Source organism: Anoxybacillus sp. FSL W8-1294 (assembly GCF_037965005.1).
Classification (GTDB): Bacteria; Bacillota; Bacilli; order Bacillales; family Anoxybacillaceae; genus Anoxybacillus; species Anoxybacillus flavithermus_G.
Map to the genome: position 1 here is coordinate 232501 of NZ_CP150179.1, position 20922 is coordinate 253422.

The following is a 20922-nucleotide window of genomic DNA, read 5'->3' on the forward strand; positions in this document are numbered from 1 at the left end:
TTCGCCCATTAAAGCGGTACGCGAGCTGGGTTCAGAACGTCGTGAGACAGTTCGGTCCCTATCCGTCGCGGGCGTAGGAAATTTGAGAGGAGCTGTCCTTAGTACGAGAGGACCGGGATGGACGCACCGCTGGTGTACCAGTTGTCCCGCCAGGGGCACAGCTGGGTAGCTATGTGCGGAAGGGATAAGCGCTGAAAGCATCTAAGCGTGAAGCCCCCCTCAAGATGAGATTTCCCATCGCGTCAAGCGAGTAAGATCCCTTGAAGATGACAAGGTAGATAGGTCCGAGGTGGAAGCGTGGCGACACGTGCAGCTGACGGATACTAATCGATCGAGGACTTAACTAAGCACACAAGAAAAGCTGAGAACGGTCCTTGGCGAAGCCAAGGAAACGTCCGACGGAGCCGAGAGCTTTTGACGAAGACGTGCTTGCACGTCGAACGGAAAAAGCGAAGGCGTAGGAGGATGTTAGTTCGAAGCTAGACAGTAAGAAAAGCGAAGGCGACTGTCCAGCCACGAAGAACGCGAAAGGCCTGCGAGGAGGCTGTTGCCGCCACAGCAGGACTGAAGCGGTTCGAGGGGCTAGGAGCCGCAGCTAGACATCAAGAAAAGCTGAGAACGGTTCTTGACGTAGTCAAGAAAAGCGCAGGTGACTGTTCTGTTATCTAGTTTTGAAGGAATCATCCTTCACGCCCAAAAAGGCGAAACGAAAAAGCATGTTTGCTCGGTGACGATGGCGGAGAGGTCACACCCGTTCCCATCCCGAACACGGAAGTTAAGCTCTCCAGCGCCGATGGTAGTTGGCGGGACACCGCCTGCGAGAGTAGGACGTTGCCGGGCGGACATAGCAAGTTAGAGGGCAGCTCCGTTTTGTTCTCTAACTTTTTTTGTCCATGTATTTGCGTTTAACGCTTTTACAATCCTCTCCCCCATAGTTAAAAAGCTAACCTATATCGGTTAGCTCATTTTTTATTTAATGTCCACCTTCCTTTTTATATGATCAGGGATGAGACGATGAAGATGAACAAATAGCAGTCCGTTCTCGTACACAGCTTCCACTTTTTCTCCTACAGGAAAGGGAAGTTGTATCTCTCGTTCAAAAGGTTCTTGTGTAATTCCTTCTTCAATTAGTTCAAAGCCTTCAAACTGCAATTGAACATTTGCTTTAATTTCTAATGTATTATAATGAATGTACACTTCTGCATCGTGTACATGTGCTAACCCTGGGATCGCTGCGACGACAAGTAGCTCATTATCACGACGATACATATTGATGCCTGATGAATAGGAAGAAAAGGAATTTGATGAGTTCCAAAATGGATGAGTAAAAAAGGCTTCCCATTGCTTTGTCCAATCCATAAGCTTCTCCCCTTTCTCTTTTTCTTTTTACTATATGGTGAAAAAGATGAAATGGTGATTTTTAAGTAAAAACCGAACATTAATTATTTTGTGTGTAAAAATGTTCGATTTTATGTTGACATGATTGAAAAACGACTGGTAAGATGAAGATAAATGAATACGTTGTTGAACCCTCATATAATTTTGGGAATATGGCCCAAAAGTCTCTACCCAATAACCGTAAATTATTGGACTATGAGGGAAAGGATCTTATTGGCTTTTTTCACCCAATGGGCGAAATATGTCCAGAACGATGCTTTCCCTTATGGTCGAGGGGCGTTGTTCTGGATTTTTTTCTGATTATAAAAAGAGGTGAGTACGGATGCAGCCACTTGTAGCTGTCATTATGGGAAGTCAATCAGATTGGGAAACGATGCGTCATGCATGTGATATATTAGAAGAATTGCATATTCCGTTTGAAAAAAAAGTTGTTTCAGCTCACCGTACACCGGACTTTATGTTTACGTATGCTGAAACAGCTGAAGAGCGCGGCATTAAAGTCATTATCGCTGGAGCTGGTGGAGCCGCTCATTTGCCTGGAATGGTAGCAGCCAAAACAACATTACCTGTCATCGGTGTTCCAATTATGTCTAAGACGTTGAACGGTCTTGATTCATTGTTATCTATTGTTCAAATGCCAGGCGGGGTGCCAGTTGCGACCGTAGCGATCGGAAAAGCAGGTGCAATCAATGCTGCGCTGCTTGCTGCTTCGATTCTTGGAACGTATGAACCAACGTATATGGAAGCGTTACGTGCGCGACGTGAAACGATTCGAAAACAAGTGATGGAAAGTAGTGATCAGCTTGACTAAAATGATTGTTCCGGGGCAAACGATTGGCATTATTGGCGGAGGACAACTAGGAAGAATGATGGCGATCGCTGCGAAAGAGATGGGGTTTTTCGTTGCTGTACTCGATCCTACCCCACACTCTCCATGTGCTCAAGTCGCTGACATTGAAATTGTTGCTTCATATAGCGATGAACGAGCATTATGTCAGCTAGCTGAAGTAAGTGATGTCATCACCTATGAATTTGAAAATATTGATGCGGATGCATTGAATCGATTAGCAGAGAGAGGATATGTGCCTCAAGGAAGCGAGCTTCTTGCGAGTACACAACATCGTTGGAAAGAAAAACGGGCTATTCAGTCTGCAGATTTGCCTGTTGCACCTTATCGTCTTGTGCTAAAAGAAGAAGAATTAGAACGAGCGATTCGAGAGATTGGTATTCCATCTGTGTTGAAAACGTGCCGTGGGGGATATGATGGAAAAGGGCAAGTTGTTATTCGTTGTTTAGATGATATTCACGAGGCGCGCTCGCTGCTCGCTTACGGTGAATGTGTATTGGAAGCATGGGTTCCATTTGTGAAAGAGTTATCTATTATCGTTGTGCGTAGCGTTTCTGGTGAAATAGAGCTGTTTCCTGTTGTCGAGAACATTCATCGCGACAATATTTTGCATCAAACGATTGCCCCAGCCCAAGTTAGCCAGAAAACCATTGCGCAGGCGGAGATGTATGCTCGACGATTAGCGGAAACTTTTCAACTTGTCGGCACACTAGCTATTGAAATGTTTTTAACAGAAGATGGGCAGTTATATGTCAATGAACTTGCCCCTAGACCACACAACTCAGGTCATTATACAATAAACGGTTGTATCACATCGCAATTTCAACAACATATTCGCGCCATTTGTAATTGGCCGCTTGGCAGCACGGAGTTGCTCAAACCTACAATTATGGTCAACATTTTAGGAGAACATGTGGATGCAGTCATTCAAAACATCGCCCAATTTCGTGACGCCCACGTCCACTTTTATGGAAAAAAGGAAGCGAAGCTGAAGCGAAAGATGGGACATGTGACATGGTTAGCTGATGATGTCGATGCGATCCAACGAAAAATAGATGAATTTGCGATTTGGACAGATCGGAGGATGAACGTATGATTGAACGTTACACACGACCAGAAATGGGTGCGATTTGGACGGAAGAAAACCGTTTTCGTGCTTGGCTAGAAGTCGAAATTTTAGCATGTGAAGCATGGGCCGAGTTAGGTGTTATCCCGAAAGAAGATGTTGAAAAAATTCGTCAAAACGCCTCATTCGATATCGCGCGCATTAAAGAAATCGAAGAAGAGACGCGCCATGATGTTGTTGCCTTTACGCGCGCGGTATCAGAAACGCTAGGAGAAGAACGAAAATGGGTACATTACGGCCTTACGTCTACGGATGTGGTTGATACAGCATTATCATACTTATTAAAACAAGCAAATGACATTTTATTGCGTGACTTAGAGAACTTTATTGCTGTATTAAAAGAAAAAGCGATTGAGCATAAATATACGGTCATGATGGGACGAACGCATGGTGTTCATGCTGAGCCAACGACATTTGGATTAAAATTGGCGCTTTGGTATGCCGAAATGGAGCGAAATTTAGAACGTTTCAAGCAAGCAGCCGAAACGGTACGCGTTGGAAAAATTTCTGGTGCTGTTGGTACGTATGCCAATATCGATCCGTTTGTTGAGCAGTACGTATGTGAAAAACTTGGCTTACAGCCTGCGCCTATTTCGACGCAAACGTTACAGCGTGATCGTCATGCCCACTATATGGCGACGCTCGCTTTAATTGCAACATCGATTGAAAAATTTGCTGTTGAAATTCGTGGATTACAAAAAAGTGAAACACGGGAAGTAGAGGAGTTTTTCGCTAAGGGACAAAAAGGTTCGTCTGCGATGCCGCATAAACGGAATCCGATCGGTTCAGAAAATATGACAGGAATGGCTCGCGTCATTCGTGGGTATATGTTAACGGCGTATGAAAATGTACCGCTTTGGCATGAGCGTGACATTTCACATTCGTCAGCGGAGCGCATTATTTTACCGGATGCAACGATCGCTTTAGACTACATGCTCAACCGCTTTACAAATATCGTGAAAAACTTGACCGTATTCCCAGAAAATATGAAGAAGAATATGGATCGCACGCTCGGACTTATTTATTCACAACGCGTATTGCTAGCGCTTATTGACACAGGTATGACGCGTGAGGAAGCGTATGATCTTGTACAACCAAAGGCGATGGAAGCATGGGAAAAACAAGTGCCGTTCCGCTCGTTAATTGAAGCAGACGAAGTAATTACAAGTCGTTTAACGAAGGATCAAATTGCTGATTGCTTTGACTACAACTATCACTTAAAGCATGTCGACACGATTTTCGAGCGACTTGGCTTGCAGTAGGTAAGGCGCCGTCCTTACCTTTACACGAAAATTTCCTAATATTCTGTATAACTGGGGGAGAGAACATGGAAAAGCAACACCTTCTGTATGAAGGAAAGGCGAAGAAAGTGTATGCGACGAACGAAGAGGGTGTATTATGGATTGAATATAAAGATGAGGCAACTGCATTTAACGGTGAAAAAAAAGCAAAGATTAGCGGAAAAGGACGATTAAATAACGAAATTACGAGTTTACTATTTTCCTTGTTGCATGAAGCAGGTGTAAATAATCATTTTATCCGTAAAATATCCGATACAGAACAGCTTGTGCGTCAAGTGACGATCATACCCCTTGAAGTCGTTGTCCGCAATATTGTCGCCGGGAGTTTGTCGAAGCGTACTGGTCTTGAGGAAGGAACGGTACTTGAAAAACCACTTGTAGAATTTTACTACAAAAATGACGATTTAGGCGATCCCCTATTAACGGAAGATCATATCGCTTTGTTACAGCTTGCCACTCATGATGAGCTTTTGCACATGAAACAGACGGCGTTACGCATTAACGACATTTTAACTTCCTTATTTCGTTCATGTGACTTACAGCTTGTCGACTTCAAATTAGAGTTTGGAAAAGATGAAACGGGAGCGGTACTGTTGGCGGATGAAATTTCCCCAGATACGTGTCGATTATGGGATGTACACACGAAAGAAAAATTTGATAAAGATGTATTTCGTCGTGATTTAGGCGACTTAACAGAAACATATACGAAACTTTTACAACGATTAGGAGGATTATCATGTACAAAGTAAAAGTGTATGTCACATTGCGTGAAAATGTATTAGATCCACAAGGAAATGCTGTAAAAGGAGCGCTTCATAGCTTAAGTTATCATGAGGTGCAAGATGTGCGTATTGGAAAGTTCATGGAGTTAACGGTAGAAAAAAGTGACCGCGACATAGATGCACTCGTGAAAGATATGTGTGAAAAGTTGTTGGCGAATACGGTCATTGAAGATTATCGCTATGAAATTGAGGAGGTCGTCGTTCAGTGAAATTTGCGGTCATTGTATTTCCGGGTTCCAACTGTGATGTCGACATGTATCATGCGATTGCAGATGAATTAAGGGAAGATGTTGAATACGTTTGGCATGATGTAGAAAGTTTAGATGAGTTTGATGCTATTCTTTTGCCAGGTGGTTTTTCATACGGGGATTATTTACGATCTGGAGCGATTGCGCGCTTTTCCAACGTCATGAAAGCGATAAAAAAAGCAGCAGACGAAGGGAAACCGATTTTAGGTGTATGTAACGGATTTCAAATTTTACTAGAAGCGGGGCTTCTCCCGGGGGCGATGCGACGCAACAATACGTTAACGTTTATTTGCCGCCCGGTAAAGCTTCGTGTCGAAAATAACGAAACGATGTTTACATCGCAATACGAGCAAGGAGAAGTGATTACAATCCCCATTGCGCACGGAGAAGGAAACTATTATTGTGATGAACAAACGTTACAACAGCTTATCGCTAATAACCAAATTGTTTTTCGGTATGAGGGAGAAAATCCAAACGGTAGTTTATTCAACATTGCAGGCATCGTGAACGAAAAAGGGAACGTACTTGGTATGATGCCACACCCTGAGCGAGCTGTTCATGAGTTGCTTGGAGGGGCAGACGGTTTAAAACTGTTTCAATCAATTGTGACATATTGGAGGGACGCACATGTCGTTATTACTTGAGCCAAGTCCAACAATGATTAAAGAACAGAAGATGTATCGTGATATGGGATTAACAGATGAAGAGTTTGCGATGATTGAGCGTATTCTTGGACGTTTGCCTAATTATACAGAAACGGGCATTTTTTCTGTCATGTGGTCAGAACATTGTAGCTATAAAAATTCGAAACCTGTATTAAAAAAGTTTCCGACTGAAGGGAGACATGTGCTCCAAGGACCAGGAGAAGGCGCTGGTATTGTCGATATTGGAGATGGATTAGCGGTAGCATTTAAAATTGAAAGTCATAACCATCCATCTGCGATTGAGCCGTATCAAGGGGCTGCCACAGGTGTTGGGGGAATTATTCGCGATGTCTTCTCGATGGGGGCAAGACCAATTGCGTTATTAAACTCGCTTCGCTTTGGCGAATTAACGTCACCGCGCGTGAAATATTTATTTGAGCGCGTCGTCGCAGGGATTGCGGGATATGGAAATTGTGTCGGTATTCCGACTGTTGGTGGTGAAGTGCAATTTGATGCGGCATACGAAGGAAACCCGCTTGTAAATGCGATGTGCGTCGGGGTGATTCGACATGAAGATATTCAAAAAGGAATCGCGGCAGGCGTTGGAAATACGGTCATGTATGTCGGGGCGAAAACGGGGCGTGACGGCATTCATGGGGCGACATTTGCATCGGAAGAATTAACGGAACAATCTGAACAAAAACGTCCAGCTGTGCAAGTCGGGGATCCATTTATGGAAAAATTGCTTCTTGAAGCTTGTTTAGAGGTTATTCATTGCGATGCACTCGTTGGTATGCAAGATATGGGGGCGGCCGGTTTAACAAGCTCATCGGCCGAAATGGCGAGCAAGGCAGGCTCTGGTATTGAACTAAATTTAGATCTTGTACCACAACGCGAAACAGGAATGACACCGTATGAAATGATGTTGTCTGAGTCGCAAGAGCGCATGCTTCTTGTTGTTCAGAAGGGTCGTGAACAAGAAATTATAGATGTATTTGCTAAATACGGGCTCGAGGCGAAAGCGATTGGTCGCGTAACAAATGATCAAATGTTACGTTTGTATCACCGCGGGGAAGTCGTTGCCGAAATTCCGGTTGATGCGCTTGCCAAAGATGCCCCTGTATATCATAAGCCGTCGCAAGAACCAGCATATTATCGTGAGTTTCAAACGATTGAGTACGTACCGACGATTAACGATTATGAAGAAACGTTGCTTGCATTATTAAGTCAGCCAACGATTGCAAGTAAAGAATGGGTGTATGAACAATACGATTATATGGTGCGAACAAATACGGTTGTTGCTCCAGGGTCTGATGCAGCTGTTTTACGCATTCGTGGCACAAATAAAGCGCTGGCGATGACAACCGATTGTAATTCTCGCTACGTATATTTAGATCCAGAAGTCGGTGGGAAAATTGCGATCGCAGAAGCAGCACGCAACATCGTATGTTCCGGTGCTCAGCCACTTGCCGTTACCGATTGTTTGAATTTTGGAAATCCGGAAAAACCAGAAATTTTTTGGCAACTTGAAAAAGCGGTAGAAGGAATGAGCGAAGCGTGTCGTGTACTAGAAACACCAGTCATTAGCGGAAATGTATCGCTTTATAATGAAACGAACGGCGAAGCCATTTATCCGACACCAATTGTCGGCATGGTCGGTGTCGTTGAACATATTAGTCATATTACGACACAAGCATTTAAACAACCTGGCGACTTGATTTATGTCATTGGGGAAGCTAAGCAAGAATTTGGTGGGAGCGAGCTACAAAAATGGCTAACAGGTCGCATTTTTGGAAAAGCGCCAACGATTGATTTACATGTGGAAGCAGAGCGACAACAACAGCTTCTCACCGCGATTCGAGCTGGAGTAGTAGCATCAGCGCATGACATATCGGAAGGTGGCTTGGCGATTGCACTTGCGGAATGTCTAATGACCGCACAAGGTTTAGGTGCACGTGTGACAATTCAAGGTGATGTCGTTTCAGAACTATTTAGTGAAACACAATCACGCTTTATCGTTTCTGTAAAAAAGGAACATCGTCAAGCGTTTGAACAGCTCGTTCAAGCGATATGTATTGGGGAAGTGACGAACGATGAAATGCTTCATGTGGTGAATGAGGATACGAGTATCATCCACGTTCCAGTAGAAACAATGCGAAACGTATGGAAAGGAGCTATTCCATGCTTGCTGAAATCAAAGGATTAAATGAAGAATGCGGAATTTTTGGCATTTGGGGACATGAGGAAGCAGCGACGTTGACATATTACGGACTGCATAGTTTACAACATCGTGGTCAAGAAGGAGCAGGAATTGTTGTCGGAGGCAACGGAACGTTACAATTTCATAAGGGGCTTGGTTTAGTCACAGAAGTGTTTAGTCGCGGTGAACTAGAACAATTAACGGGCATGGCTGCGATCGGCCACGTCCGTTACTCAACTGCCGGCGGAGGCGGGTATGCGAATGTTCAACCGCTTTTGTTCCGTTCCCAAGGCGGCAGTTTAGCGCTTGCACATAACGGAAATTTAGTAAATGCCGATGAGTTGCGCTTTCGTTTAGAACAACAAGGAAGTATTTTTCAAACGACTTCTGATACGGAAGTGCTTGCTCATTTAATTAAGCGTAGTGGCGAACCGATTTTAAAAGAACGGATTAAAGAAGCGTTGTCGCATTTACGTGGCGCTTTTGCCTTTTTAATTTTAACGGAAACAGAAATGTATATCGCTCTTGATCCACATGGATTTCGCCCTTTATCGCTTGGGCGTTTAGGCGAGGCGTACGTTGTAGCGTCGGAAACGTGTGCGTTTGATGTCATTGGTGCCACATATGAGCGAGAAGTGGAGCCGGGAGAGCTCATTATGATTAATAAACAAGGCATTCGTTCTGAGCGTTTCGCCCCTAAAGTTCCCCGCTCGATTTGCAGTATGGAATATATTTATTTCGCTCGCCCGGATAGCAACGTTGATGGCATTAACATTCATACAGCACGAAAAAATTTAGGAAAACAGTTAGCCGTTGAAGCCCCTGTTGCAGCGGATGTGGTGACAGGTGTACCGGATTCAAGCATTTCAGTAGCGATCGGCTATGCGGAAGCGACAGGTATTCCGTACGAGTTGGGGCTAATTAAAAATCGGTATGTTGGACGGACGTTTATTCAACCATCGCAAGCACTTAGGGAACAAGGAGTAAAAATGAAATTGTCGCCTGTTCGAGGGGTCGTCGCTGGGAAGCGAGTCGTCATGGTTGATGACTCCATTGTGCGTGGAACGACGAGCAAGCGTATCGTACGCATGCTTCGAGAGGCAGGAGCAACAGAAGTGCATGTGCGCATTAGCTCCCCGCCGATTACGCACCCATGTTTTTATGGCATCGATACATCAACAAAAGAAGAGCTTATTGCGGCTAAACATACGATCGAACAAATTCGACAACTCATTGAAGCGGACTCTCTTGCTTTTTTAAGTCCAGAAGGGCTTTTGCAAGCGATTGGAAGACCAAACGATTCAGCAAACTGCGGGCAATGTTTAGCTTGCTTTACAGGACAATATCCGACGAAGATTGGAGGAGAGCATGTTGGCACATGTGTACAAACAAGCCGGTGTGAATATTGAAGCTGGATATGAAGCGGTAGAGCGGATGAAAAAACATGTCGCCAAAACTGCCCGAATCGGTGCACTTGGAAGCTTAGGTGGTTTTGGAGGAATGTTTGACCTCTCTTCGCTCGGGTATAAACAACCTGTCCTTGTATCTGGAACAGACGGTGTAGGGACGAAACTAATGCTTGCATTCGCTTTTGATCGGCACGATACGATCGGAATTGATTGCGTAGCGATGTGCGTAAACGATATTGTCGTACAAGGGGCAGAGCCGCTTTTCTTCCTTGACTACATCGCCTGTGGAAAAGCGGTGCCAGAAAAAATTGAGCACATTGTCAAAGGGATGGCCGACGGTTGTGTCGAAGCAGGCTGTGCGCTCATTGGCGGAGAGACAGCAGAAATGCCGGGCATGTACGGTGAAGATGAATATGATGTAGCTGGATTTGCGGTTGGAGTTGTTGAAAAAACGAAAGTAGTCACAGGGGATACGATTGTTCCAGGCGATGTGCTGATCGGTTTGGCTTCGAGCGGGCTTCATAGCAACGGCTATTCGCTTGTAAGAAAAATTATAAAAGATGCCGACTTGCGATTAGATGACATATATGAACCGTTTTCTCGCTCGCTTGGCGAGGAGTTGTTAACGCCTACACGCATTTACGTTCGAGCGGTACTTGAAGCATTAAAACAATTTCGTGTGAAAGGGATGGCACATATTACAGGGGGCGGTTTTATCGAAAACATTCCGCGTATGTTGCCAAAAGGATTACAAGCCGAAATAGACTACGGTTCATGGCCGATTCCGCCGATTTTTAACTTTTTACAGCAACATGGACAGCTACAACGAACGGAAATGTTTAATATTTTTAATATGGGAATCGGTTTTGTATTAGCTGTCGATAGCGATGTTGTGCCAGACGTTGTGCAGTTGCTTGAATCGTGTGGAGAAGAGGCGTACATTATCGGTCGGGTAAAAGAAGGAGTAGGTGTATCGTTTGCTGGGGGAAAAATCGAATGAAGCGAATAGCTATTTTTGCATCAGGAAGCGGAACGAATTTTCAAGCGATTGTCGACGCAGTAAAAAAAGGAGACATTCAAGCAGAAGTGGCGCTTCTTGTATGTGATCGACCGCATGCCAAAGTGATTGAACGAGCGATTCGTGAACACGTGCCGGTATTTGTTTTTAACCCTAAACAATATGAAACGAAACAACAATTTGAACGTGAGATTTTACAACAACTACAACAAAAAGAAATCGACTTAGTTGTTCTTGCTGGTTATATGCGGCTTATCGGTCCAACGCTTTTACAGGCATATCCGAACAGAATTGTAAACATTCATCCCTCTCTTCTGCCGGCGTTTCCAGGAAAAGATGCGATTGGCCAAGCGTATCGCTACGGTGTGAAAGTGACAGGGGTTACAGTGCATTACGTTGATGAAGGAATGGATACGGGACCAATTATTGCGCAACGGGCACTATATATTGATGACGGAGAACCATTAGAAAGCGTTGAGCGCCGCATTCATGAAATTGAACATGTGTTGTATCCGCAAGTCATTCAACAATTGTTGACGGAGAAAGGGAGTACAAAGAATGAAAAGACGAGCAATTATTAGCGTGTCAAATAAAAAAGGAATTGTCACATTCGCCAAGCAACTAGCTGAGCTTGGAGTGGAAATCATTTCAACAGGTGGCACGAAGCGTGTATTAGCAGAACACGGAATTCCTGTGACAAGCATTTCTGATGTGACAAACTTCCCAGAAATTTTAGACGGACGGGTCAAAACATTGCACCCAAATATTCACGGTGGACTGTTAGCTGTGCGAGATGACGAAACACATCAGCAGCAGCTACAAGCACATAACATCACGCCAATCGATTTTGTTGTTGTCAATTTATATCCGTTTCAAGAAACGATCGCAAATCCGAACGTAACGCTGATGGAAGCGATTGAACAGATCGATATTGGCGGTCCGACCATGCTTAGAGCGGCGGCGAAAAATCATGCTTACGTCACAGCTGTTGTCGATCCTGCCGATTATGATGTAGTCATTGAACAGTTAAAACAATATGGCGAAGTATTGCTTGAGACGAGACGGGCGTTAGCTGCAAAAGTATTTCGCCATACTGCAGCGTATGATGCGATGATTGCACAATATTTGACAAACGTCGTTGGAGAAACGTATCCGGAAACGATGACGATGACGTTTGTGAAGAAACAATCGTTACGATATGGTGAAAATCCACATCAAACGGCTGCATTTTACGAAAAACCGCTCAGTTTACCATTTTCTATTACAAAAGCGAAGCAATTACATGGAAAAGAACTGTCTTACAACAATATTAACGATGCCAATGCAGCTTTACAAATTGTAGGGGAATTCACTGAACCAGCGGCGGTAGCGGTGAAACATATGAATCCGTGTGGAGTCGGCGTTGGCAAGACGATCGCTGAAGCGTTTCAAAAAGCTTACGAAGCCGACCCAACGTCCATTTTTGGCGGCATCGTGGCGCTTAATCGTGAAGTTGACGAACAAACGGCTGCGAAATTACATGACATTTTTTTAGAAATTGTCATCGCCCCTTCATTTACAGAACAAGCGCTAGAAATTTTAAAGAGAAAGAAAAGCATTCGTCTGTTAACGGTCGATTTTGAAGCAGAGCGGAAAAAAGAACCATTTGTCGTATCGGTACGTGGGGGACTACTTGTTCAAGACGAAGACACGTATACAATTGATGATGCGAACATTCAAGTTGTGACTGAAAGACAGCCGACAGAAGAAGAATGGTCGAATTTAACGTTCGCTTGGCGTGTGGTGAAGCATGTCAAATCGAATGCGATTGTACTCGCGAAAAACGGGATGACGATTGGTGTCGGCGCTGGACAAATGAATCGTGTTGGAGCTGCTCGCATTGCGATTGAACAGGCGGGAGAGAAAGCGAAAGGAGCGGTATTAGCTTCCGACGCCTTTTTCCCGATGAGCGATACAGTTGAAGTGGCTGCTCAAGCGGGAGTCACAGCCATTATTCAACCGGGCGGTTCGATTCGCGATGAAGATTCGATTCAAAAAGCTAATGAATATGGAATAGCCATGGTATTTACAGGCGTTCGCCATTTTAAACATTAAGGGGGAAGCAACGGATGAAAGTGCTCATTATAGGTCGTGGTGGCCGAGAGCATGCACTTGCATGGAAAGTAGCACAAAGCCCGCTCGTGACCCACATATACGTGGCGCCAGGAAACGATGGAATGAATGCAATCGCTACGCGCGTTCCGATTTTAGAGGCTGACGTCGAAGCGCTTGTGCAATGGGCGAAAAAAGAAGCGATTGATTTAACGATTGTTGGACCGGAAGCACCGCTGTTGGAAGGAGTAGTTGATCGTTTCGAAAGGGAAGGATTACGCATTTTTGGTCCAAAACAGCAGGCGGCGCGAATTGAAGGAAGTAAAGCATTTGCGAAAGATTTGATGAGAAAATATAACATTCCGACAGCGAGCTATGCGACATTTACAGAGTATGATGAAGCTGTACAATATGTGCACGAACAAGGGGCTCCGATTGTCATTAAAGCGGATGGGCTTGCAGCAGGAAAAGGGGTAACGGTGGCGATGACAGTTGAAGAGGCGCTCCATGCTTTGTATGACATTATGGTTGCCAAAAAGTTTGGTGAAGCGGGGGTACAAGTTGTCATTGAGCAATATTTACAAGGCGAAGAATTTTCGCTTATGACATTTGTACATGGAGAACGTGTATATCCAATGGTTATCGCCCAAGACCATAAGCGAGCGTTCGATGATGATCAAGGTCCAAATACAGGAGGAATGGGGGCGTATTCTCCTGTGCCGCAAATAAGCGAACAGATCGTTCACGATGCGATGGAAACGATCGTCAAACCGACGGTGAAAGCATTAACGAAAGAAGGCTGTTCATTTACTGGATTTTTATATGCAGGATTAATTGCGACGGAAGAAGGACCAAAAGTCATCGAATTTAATGCACGGTTTGGTGACCCTGAAGCACAAGTCATTTTGCCGCGTTTGCAAAATGATCTCGTTGAAGTCATCGTCTCACTTTTAGAAGATAAGCCTGTTACGTTGCATTGGAGTGACGAAGCAACGATTGGGGTTGTATTGGCGGCGAAAGGATATCCTGAACAATATGAAAAAGGTGCTGTTATTCGTGGTCTAGAACGTATAACGAAAGCACAAGTTTTTCACGCTGGCACAAAACGTGTGGACGATGAGTGGGTAACAGACGGGGGACGAGTGCTCCTTGTTGTGGCGAGTGGGAATACGTTGAAAGAAGCACAACGTCTTGTGTATGAACAAATTCAGAACATTGACTGTGCTCAACTTTTTTATCGACGTGATATTGGCAATAAAGCTATCGCGCACGTCGCTTGCGAACGTATACAAAACTAAGGGCAACGATGCTGCCAATTAAAAGAATAAGAATAAAGAATGTATCTGTTATATATTCGGCAATCATACTTTCTCTCCTTTCCCCCCTTGTATGCATACAAGGGGGTTATTGTTACGAAGGGTTAACTGGCTCAATCGGAATCGCTTTCTCATTCTCATTGTTGCTGTCACAATGGCATTGATATCGTTCAAACAAAGCCATCACAGGACAAAAACGAACGATACCTTCTGCGATTTTCATCGCAGCGAGCATCATGACCCAAATATACGATTCACGCCACGGTTTGCGAGAAAAATTGGCAGTTGCCCAAGCTAGCATCGTAAATCCGCATGTGATGCGAATCATCGCATTGATGATACCGATGTTTTGTTTCATGTTCTCCCTCCTTTTTGTTTGTGAAATTTGCTTTCATCCGTTAAAATGTGAATAGACGATGGTACGATTTAGGAGGAAAGCGATCATGATGGAAAAACGATATCGATGGAAAAACGAACAAATTCGCCGACACGTTGCCGTTGTTGACGGAAAGCAAGCGCCAACAAAAGTGTTCATGAACGCAACGTATTTACATCCATACGTACGTCAATGGGTACAAGGAAACGTTTGGGTTTGCGATGACCGAATTGTATATGTCGGTCCAAATAAACCGAAGCAACTCGATTCATGCGAAGTAGTGGACTGCTCGAATCAAGTGCTTGTTGCTGGCTATATGGAGCCACATGCTCATCCGTTTCAGTTATATAATCCCCATACGTTAGCGGAATATGCAGCACAGCACGGTACAACAACACTTATTAATGACAATCTATTCCTTTTTTTACAGTTAACAAAAAAGAAAGCGTTTTCTTTTTTGTCCGCTATGGAAAAACAACCGGTGACGATGTATTGGTGGTGCCGACTGGATCCACAGACAGAAATGAACGGAGAAGAGCATTTTTTTTCGTATAAAAACATGAAAAGTTGGCTGGAAAATGATGCGGTATTACAAGTTGGGGAATTAACTGGATGGCCAAAGCTGTTAGAAGGGGACGATTTCATTCTCCATTGGATACAGGAAGCGAAAAAGCTCGGTAAAAAAGTAGAAGGTCATTTTCCGGGCGCTTCAGATCGCACGTTAACGAAAATGAAACTGTTTGGTGCGGACGCTGACCATGAAGCGATGACCGGAAGTGACGTCTATAAGCGGTTGATGCAAGGGTATACCGTATCGCTGCGTCATTCATCCATTCGGCCTGATTTGCCGACGTTGCTTAAAGAGATGAAACAATGCGGCATTCATCATTACGATCATTGCATGTTTACGACAGACGGTTCGACCCCTGCTTTTTATGAAAATGGAATGATCGACGAAATGATTCGCATTGCATTACAAGAAGGAGTAAGCGATATTGATGCATATAGCATGGCAACGTGGAATGTCGCTCGTTATTATAATATGGATCATTTGCACGGAAGCATTACACCAGGGCGTATTGCACATATTAATATTCTTGAACATGCTTCCAATCCGACACCGATTTCTGTTTTAGCAAGCGGACAATGGGTCAAACGTGATGGCGTTCCTGTTCATGCTTTCTCAACGATGGAATGGGATGCACATGGTCTTATGCCACTTGCGCTGACTTGGGATTTACAGATGGATGATTTGCAGTTTTCAATGCCGTTAGGGATATATATGGAGAACTCGGTCATTATTAAGCCATATTCGATTTCGATTGATACATCTGCTGATGAGCTATCAGCGGATCATGATGAAAGCTTTTTAATGCTTATTGATCGCAACGGAAAATGGCGTGTAAACACTATATTAAAAGGGTTTGCGACACATGTGCAAGCACTTGTTAGTTCGTACTCTAATACAGGGGACATTATTTTAATTGGGAAAAGTAAACGTGATTTGTTGTTTGCTTTTGAACGTATGAAACAAATCGGAGGCGGTATTGTCCTTTGTGAACACGGAGAAATCATTCATGAAATTTCGCTTCCTTTAGGCGGATTAATGTCGGCAAAACCGATGGAAGTGTTAATGGAAGAAGAAAAAACGCTCGGCGAACTGTTGCGAGCGCGCGGTTATGCGTTTGCGGATCCAATTTACACTTTGCTTTTTTTATCATCGACACATTTACCATATATTCGCATTACACCGAAAGGAATTTACGATGTCATGCATAAAACAGTACTCTTTCCAACAATAATGCGTTAAAATATAAAAGGGACGAAAATGAAAGGTTGGGTTTATGTTGCGGCGATTATTGTTTTTATTGCTCATTACGCTCGCGGTTATGTTTGGTGTTGGATGTCAACGTGCAGAGCAAAACACGAAAGAAAAGGAGTCTCCTCCAACAACAATCGAACAAGAGAATGAACAAGGGAAAGAAGAAGCGATGTGGACGTTCCCGTTAACTGGTATGCCAGCGAGTGAAAAAACGATGCAACGCGTCGTAGCGGTTATGGTTAACAACTACCCTACCGCCCGACCGCAATCGGGGTTACATAAAGCAGATATCGTCTACGAGGCGCTTGCTGAAGGGGATATTACGCGGCTGTTAGCGATTTATCAAAGTGAGCAGCCTGATGTGATCGGACCTGTTCGGAGCGCGCGCGATTATTTTATTCAATTAAGCAACGGCTTTCACGCGTTATATGTATGCCATGGATGGAGTCCAGAGGCTCAACGGTTATTGCAGTCTAGTTCAGTAGATTACGTCAATGGATTGTTTTACGATGGGACGTTATTTTGGCGAGATCGAACGAGAAAATCGCCGCACAACTCTTACATTTCCTTTGAAAATATTAAAAAAGGAGCCGAAAAAAACGGCTATGCATTTGAAGAAGAAGTGAAGCCATTGCCGTTTTTCTCAAATGATTTGACACGTGCTGTAGAAGCGACGAATATTGATGTTGTGTATTCTAAACGATCGTATGCTCATGTTCATTATACGTATGATGGAACGAAATACGTTCGTTCGAGTGGTGGCGAGCCGACTGTTGATCGGGAAACGAATACACCTATTGCAGTAGAAAATGTGTTTGTTGTTGAAGCAACACATGAAGTGATTGATGATTACGGACGAAGACATATTGATTTCACGTCAGGTGGAAAAGGTTATTTATTCCAAAAAGGAACGGTACAACAAGTGCAATGGAGAAACGTTGACGGCCGCCTTCTTCCTTATCAAGACGGCGTTCCGCTTGGGTTTGTTCCAGGTAAAACATGGATTCAAGTCGTTCCTAATTTGCAACAAGTACAATATGAATAGGGGGATGTATATGCAAATTAATAAATTGCGTGGCAGAGAGCTCGATCAATTATTTCAAGCCATTTTGTCGTTGAAAGATTTAGAGGAATGTTACCGCTTCTTCGACGATTTATGCACTGTCAATGAAATACAAGCGCTTGCGCAAAGATTAGAAGTGGCACGCATGTTGCGCGAAGGGTATACGTATCATAAAATTGAAACAGAAACAGGGGCAAGCACAGCGACGATCTCGCGCGTTAAGCGCTGCTTAAACTACGGAAATGATGCGTATGCGATGGCACTCGATCGCATTTATAACGAACAAAAGGAGGAGGCTGGCTCACAGTGAGTCAGCTTCTTTTTACGATGTTTTGGTATGATTTTTGTTATAATGAGATGAGGTGAAAAAACATGAATGAGATGACAACATGGCGACATGTGTTTAAATTAGATCCGAACAAAGCCATTACTGACGAACAGTTAGAGCAAATATGTGAATCAGGTACCGATGCGATTATCGTCGGTGGAACAGACGGTGTAACGCTTGAAAACGTTATTGACTTACTTGCACGTGTGCGTCGTTTTTCCGTTCCTTGTGCGCTAGAAGTATCAAATATCGAGGCAGTCACACCTGGATTTGACTATTATTTCATTCCTATGGTGCTCAATAGCCGCGATCTTACTTGGTTAATTGATTTACATCACGAAGCGGTCAAACAGTTTGGTGATTTAATCAATTGGGAAGAACTGTTTGTTGAAGGGTATTGTATTTTAAACGAGGAATGTAAGGCGGCATCGTTAACGAGTGCAAGAACGAATGTAACAGCGGAAGATGTCATCGCTTATGCTCGCATGGCGGAACATATATATCATTTTCCTATCTTTTATATGGAATATAGTGGGCGATACGGAGATGTAAGGCTTGTCGAGAAAGTAAAGCGGACGCTAAAACACACCCGTTTGTTTTATGGCGGTGGCATTCATACACCAGCCCAAGCGAAAGAGATGGCGATGTGGGCGGATACAGTTGTTGTTGGCAACGCTATTTATACAAATTTACAAATGGCATTACAAACAGTCGAAGCGGTAAAAGGAAAATCAACATAAATGGAGAATAAAAAAGAGAACATATGTTTTGGTGGTGAAAAAAATGAGTATGTCGGCACATATGCTGTTGGATGGATTAAATGAAAAGCAAAAAGAAGCGGTAAAAACGACAGAAGGACCGCTTCTAATCATGGCGGGAGCAGGAAGTGGCAAAACGCGCGTATTAACGCATCGCATCGCCTATTTAATGGCGGAAAAAGACGTTGCTCCGTGGAACATTTTAGCGATTACGTTTACAAACAAAGCCGCACGTGAAATGAAAGAACGCGTGGAGCGCATCGTTGGAAAGCAAGCGGAAGATATATGGATTTCGACGTTTCATTCGATGTGCGTCCGCATTTTACGACGTGACATCGATCGCATTGGCATTCATGCGAACTTTTCTATTTTAGACCCGACTGATCAATTATCGGTGTTAAAACATATTTTAAAAGATCGCAATATTGATCCGAAAAAATATGATCCACGTGCGCTTTTAGGTGCGATTAGCAGCGCGAAAAACGATTTGGTGACACCAGAAAAATATGCCGAACAAGCAGCAAACCCATATGAAAAGCTTGTAGCGGAAGTGTATCAAGAATATCAAAAACGATTGTTGCGCAATCATGCGCTTGATTTTGATGATTTAATTATGACGACAATCCAATTATTTCAACGCGTTCCGGAAGTGCTGGAATATTATCAACGAAAGTTTCAATACATTCATGTCGATGAATATCAAGATACGAACCGTTCGCAATATTTGCTTGTGAACATGCTTGCAAAACGTTTTCAAAATTTATGTGTCGTCGGGGATTCCGATCAGTCCATTTATCGTTGGCGCGGTGCCGACATTAGCAACATTTTATCGTTTGAAAAAGACTATCCGAATGCAAAAGTGATTTTGCTTGAACAAAATTACCGTTCAACGAAGCGGATTTTACAGGCAGCGAATGCGGTCATTGAACATAATACGCAACGAAAACCGAAAAAACTTTGGACAGAAAATAGCGAAGGGCAAGCGCTTGTGTATTACGAAGCGATGACGGAAGTCGATGAAGCGCAATTTGTCGTTGGAAAAATTAAAGAATATGTCGATGACGGAAAACGAACGTATAAAGATTTTGCGGTTTTATATCGTACGAATGCGCAATCGCGCGTGCTTGAAGAAATGTTATTGAAGGCGAACATTCCATATAAAATTGTCGGTGGGTTAAAATTCTATGATCGAAAAGAAATTAAAGATATTTTAGCGTATTTACGGTTAATTGCGAATCCGAATGATGACATTAGCTTAACTCGTATTATTAACGTTCCAAAACGCGGCATAGGGGCATCGACAATTGATAAAATTGCAGCATATGCTTCGAGTCAAGGGATATCGATGTTTGATGCGCTTGGTTCCATTGAAGAAATGGGGATTAGCGCTCGCATCGCTGCACCGCTCGTACAATTTCGCGAACAAATTCATCATTGGAGCCAAATGCAGCATTATTTATCTGTAACCGAACTTGTTGAAGATGTACTCGATCGTTCAGGTTACCGCGATATGCTTCGCGAAGAAAAAACGTTAGAAGCGCATAGCCGACTTGAAAACATTGATGAGTTTTTATCTGTCACCCAACATTTTGAACAAGTAAACGAAGATAAATCGCTCGTTGCCTTTTTGACAGACTTGGCGCTTGTAGCAGATATCGACCAGCTTGATAATAATAGCGAAGGACAAACAAATGATGCGGTCGTTTTAATGACGCTCCATTCAGCTAAAGGATTAGAGTTTCCTGTCGTCTTTTTAGTCGGGCTGGAAGAAGGGATCTTCCCACATAACCGTTCATTAAATGATGAAGATGAAATGGAAGAAGAGCGTCGTTTGGCGTATGTCGGTATTACTCGTGCTGAAGAAGAACTGTTTTTAACGCGCGCCCATATGCGTACGTTATTTGGACAAACGCATGTCAATGCCCCATCTCGTTTTATTGATGAAATTCCTGAAGAATTGATTGAATATGCGCATAAGCGAGCAAAAAAACAATCGGCCTCTCCGCGATTATCTGTAGCTTCGCAAGGGGGATGGCGCGTAGGAGAGAAAGTGAGTCATAAAGTGTGGGGTATTGGTACAATTGTGCGCGTAAAGGAAAACGATGGGGATCAAGAGTTAGATGTTGCTTTCTCAAGCCCAATTGGTATTAAACGACTATTGGCGAAGTTTGCTCCGATTACGAAAGTATAGAAAG

20 protein-coding genes, 2 rRNA genes and 1 riboswitch (1 of these 23 only partly in view) are annotated in these 20922 nt (G+C 43.6%); of the genes, 19 read left to right on the top strand and 3 right to left on the bottom strand.

What is annotated here, in order from left to right; translation table 11 throughout:
* Positions 1-347: ribosomal RNA gene (locus tag NSQ23_RS01330) — 23S ribosomal RNA — on the top strand; it begins 2579 nt to the left of the window's first position.
* Between the two features lie 376 nt (positions 348-723).
* Positions 724-840: ribosomal RNA gene (rrf, locus tag NSQ23_RS01335) — 5S ribosomal RNA — on the top strand.
* Positions 841-969: 129 nt separating this feature from the next.
* Here the strand turns inward: rrf and NSQ23_RS01340 are convergent.
* Positions 970-1359 (bottom strand): Hsp20/alpha crystallin family protein, encoded by a 390-nt coding sequence (locus NSQ23_RS01340; RefSeq protein WP_004888764.1) that lies wholly within the window; start codon positions 1357-1359, stop codon positions 970-972.
* 153 nt (positions 1360-1512) lie between these two features.
* Positions 1513-1614, top strand: a riboswitch (purine riboswitch).
* Between the two features lie 106 nt (positions 1615-1720).
* Here NSQ23_RS01340 and purE point away from each other — a divergent pair.
* From purE to purD, 12 genes are all read left to right on the top strand, one after another.
* Entirely contained in the window at positions 1721-2209 is a 489-nt protein-coding gene (purE, locus tag NSQ23_RS01345) for a 5-(carboxyamino)imidazole ribonucleotide mutase (RefSeq protein ID WP_339172401.1), read from the top strand.
* Positions 2193-3341: a 5-(carboxyamino)imidazole ribonucleotide synthase gene (purK, locus tag NSQ23_RS01350; RefSeq protein WP_339172404.1), complete on the top strand. Its 1149-nt coding sequence runs from the start codon at positions 2193-2195 to the stop codon at positions 3339-3341. Before purE ends, purK begins: the two co-directional genes overlap by 17 nt.
* A complete protein-coding gene (purB, locus tag NSQ23_RS01355; protein WP_339172407.1) occupies positions 3338-4633 on the top strand; it encodes an adenylosuccinate lyase in 1296 nt (431 codons plus the stop codon). The genes purK and purB overlap by 4 nt, the downstream gene beginning before the upstream one ends.
* A gap of 65 nt (positions 4634-4698) precedes the next feature.
* Positions 4699-5421, top strand: a complete 723-nt coding sequence (gene purC, locus NSQ23_RS01360) for a phosphoribosylaminoimidazolesuccinocarboxamide synthase (RefSeq protein WP_004888768.1) — start codon at positions 4699-4701, stop codon at positions 5419-5421.
* Positions 5409-5663, top strand: a complete 255-nt coding sequence (purS, locus tag NSQ23_RS01365) for a phosphoribosylformylglycinamidine synthase subunit PurS (protein WP_003398656.1) — start codon at positions 5409-5411, stop codon at positions 5661-5663. Before purC ends, purS begins: the two co-directional genes overlap by 13 nt.
* Complete coding sequence (gene purQ, locus NSQ23_RS01370; protein WP_064221415.1) at positions 5660-6346, top strand: phosphoribosylformylglycinamidine synthase subunit PurQ; 687 nt, start codon at positions 5660-5662, stop codon at positions 6344-6346. Before purS ends, purQ begins: the two co-directional genes overlap by 4 nt.
* Complete coding sequence (gene purL, locus NSQ23_RS01375) at positions 6330-8552, top strand: phosphoribosylformylglycinamidine synthase subunit PurL (protein WP_339172412.1); 2223 nt, start codon at positions 6330-6332, stop codon at positions 8550-8552. Before purQ ends, purL begins: the two co-directional genes overlap by 17 nt.
* Complete coding sequence (purF, locus tag NSQ23_RS01380; protein ID WP_192948600.1) at positions 8528-9955, top strand: amidophosphoribosyltransferase; 1428 nt, start codon at positions 8528-8530, stop codon at positions 9953-9955. The genes purL and purF overlap by 25 nt, the downstream gene beginning before the upstream one ends.
* Complete coding sequence (purM, locus tag NSQ23_RS01385) at positions 9918-10955, top strand: phosphoribosylformylglycinamidine cyclo-ligase (protein WP_004888772.1); 1038 nt, start codon at positions 9918-9920, stop codon at positions 10953-10955. Before purF ends, purM begins: the two co-directional genes overlap by 38 nt.
* Complete coding sequence (purN, locus tag NSQ23_RS01390; RefSeq protein WP_064214578.1) at positions 10952-11554, top strand: phosphoribosylglycinamide formyltransferase; 603 nt, start codon at positions 10952-10954, stop codon at positions 11552-11554. The genes purM and purN overlap by 4 nt, the downstream gene beginning before the upstream one ends.
* Complete coding sequence (purH, locus tag NSQ23_RS01395; protein ID WP_339172416.1) at positions 11532-13067, top strand: bifunctional phosphoribosylaminoimidazolecarboxamide formyltransferase/IMP cyclohydrolase; 1536 nt, start codon at positions 11532-11534, stop codon at positions 13065-13067. The genes purN and purH overlap by 23 nt, the downstream gene beginning before the upstream one ends.
* 14 nt (positions 13068-13081) lie before the next feature.
* The gene (purD, locus tag NSQ23_RS01400; protein ID WP_004888775.1) at positions 13082-14362 is read left to right on the top strand and encodes a phosphoribosylamine--glycine ligase; all 1281 of its coding nucleotides are present in this window, start codon (positions 13082-13084) and stop codon (positions 14360-14362) included.
* Here the strand turns inward: purD and NSQ23_RS01405 are convergent.
* Entirely contained in the window at positions 14325-14459 is a 135-nt protein-coding gene (locus NSQ23_RS01405; protein WP_329401973.1) for an EYxxD motif small membrane protein, read from the bottom strand. The two genes, purD and NSQ23_RS01405, sit on opposite strands and share 38 nt — an antisense overlap.
* Positions 14460-14474: 15 nt before the next feature.
* Positions 14475-14738 carry a DUF2892 domain-containing protein gene (locus NSQ23_RS01410; protein ID WP_004888777.1) on the bottom strand — a complete coding sequence of 88 codons (264 nt, stop codon included), beginning with the start codon at positions 14736-14738 and terminating at the stop codon, positions 14475-14477.
* An 85-nt stretch (positions 14739-14823) separates the two neighbouring features.
* Here NSQ23_RS01410 and NSQ23_RS01415 point away from each other — a divergent pair, with 85 nt between their 5' ends.
* The 5 genes from NSQ23_RS01415 to pcrA all read left to right on the top strand — a co-directional run bounded on the left by NSQ23_RS01415 (position 14824) and on the right by pcrA (position 20918).
* Positions 14824-16566, top strand: a complete 1743-nt coding sequence (locus tag NSQ23_RS01415; protein ID WP_339172420.1) for an adenine deaminase C-terminal domain-containing protein — start codon at positions 14824-14826, stop codon at positions 16564-16566.
* Positions 16567-16600: 34 nt separating this feature from the next.
* Positions 16601-17623, top strand: a complete 1023-nt coding sequence (locus tag NSQ23_RS01420; RefSeq protein WP_339172422.1) for a DUF3048 domain-containing protein — start codon at positions 16601-16603, stop codon at positions 17621-17623.
* A gap of 10 nt (positions 17624-17633) precedes the next feature.
* A complete protein-coding gene (locus NSQ23_RS01425; RefSeq protein ID WP_003398643.1) occupies positions 17634-17951 on the top strand; it encodes a YerC/YecD family TrpR-related protein in 318 nt (105 codons plus the stop codon).
* Positions 17952-18013: 62 nt separating this feature from the next.
* Positions 18014-18709, top strand: a complete 696-nt coding sequence (locus NSQ23_RS01430; protein WP_004888781.1) for a heptaprenylglyceryl phosphate synthase — start codon at positions 18014-18016, stop codon at positions 18707-18709.
* Between the two features lie 43 nt (positions 18710-18752).
* Positions 18753-20918 (top strand): DNA helicase PcrA, encoded by a 2166-nt coding sequence (pcrA, locus tag NSQ23_RS01435; RefSeq protein ID WP_339172425.1) that lies wholly within the window; start codon positions 18753-18755, stop codon positions 20916-20918.
* Positions 20919-20922 lie beyond the last annotated feature (4 nt).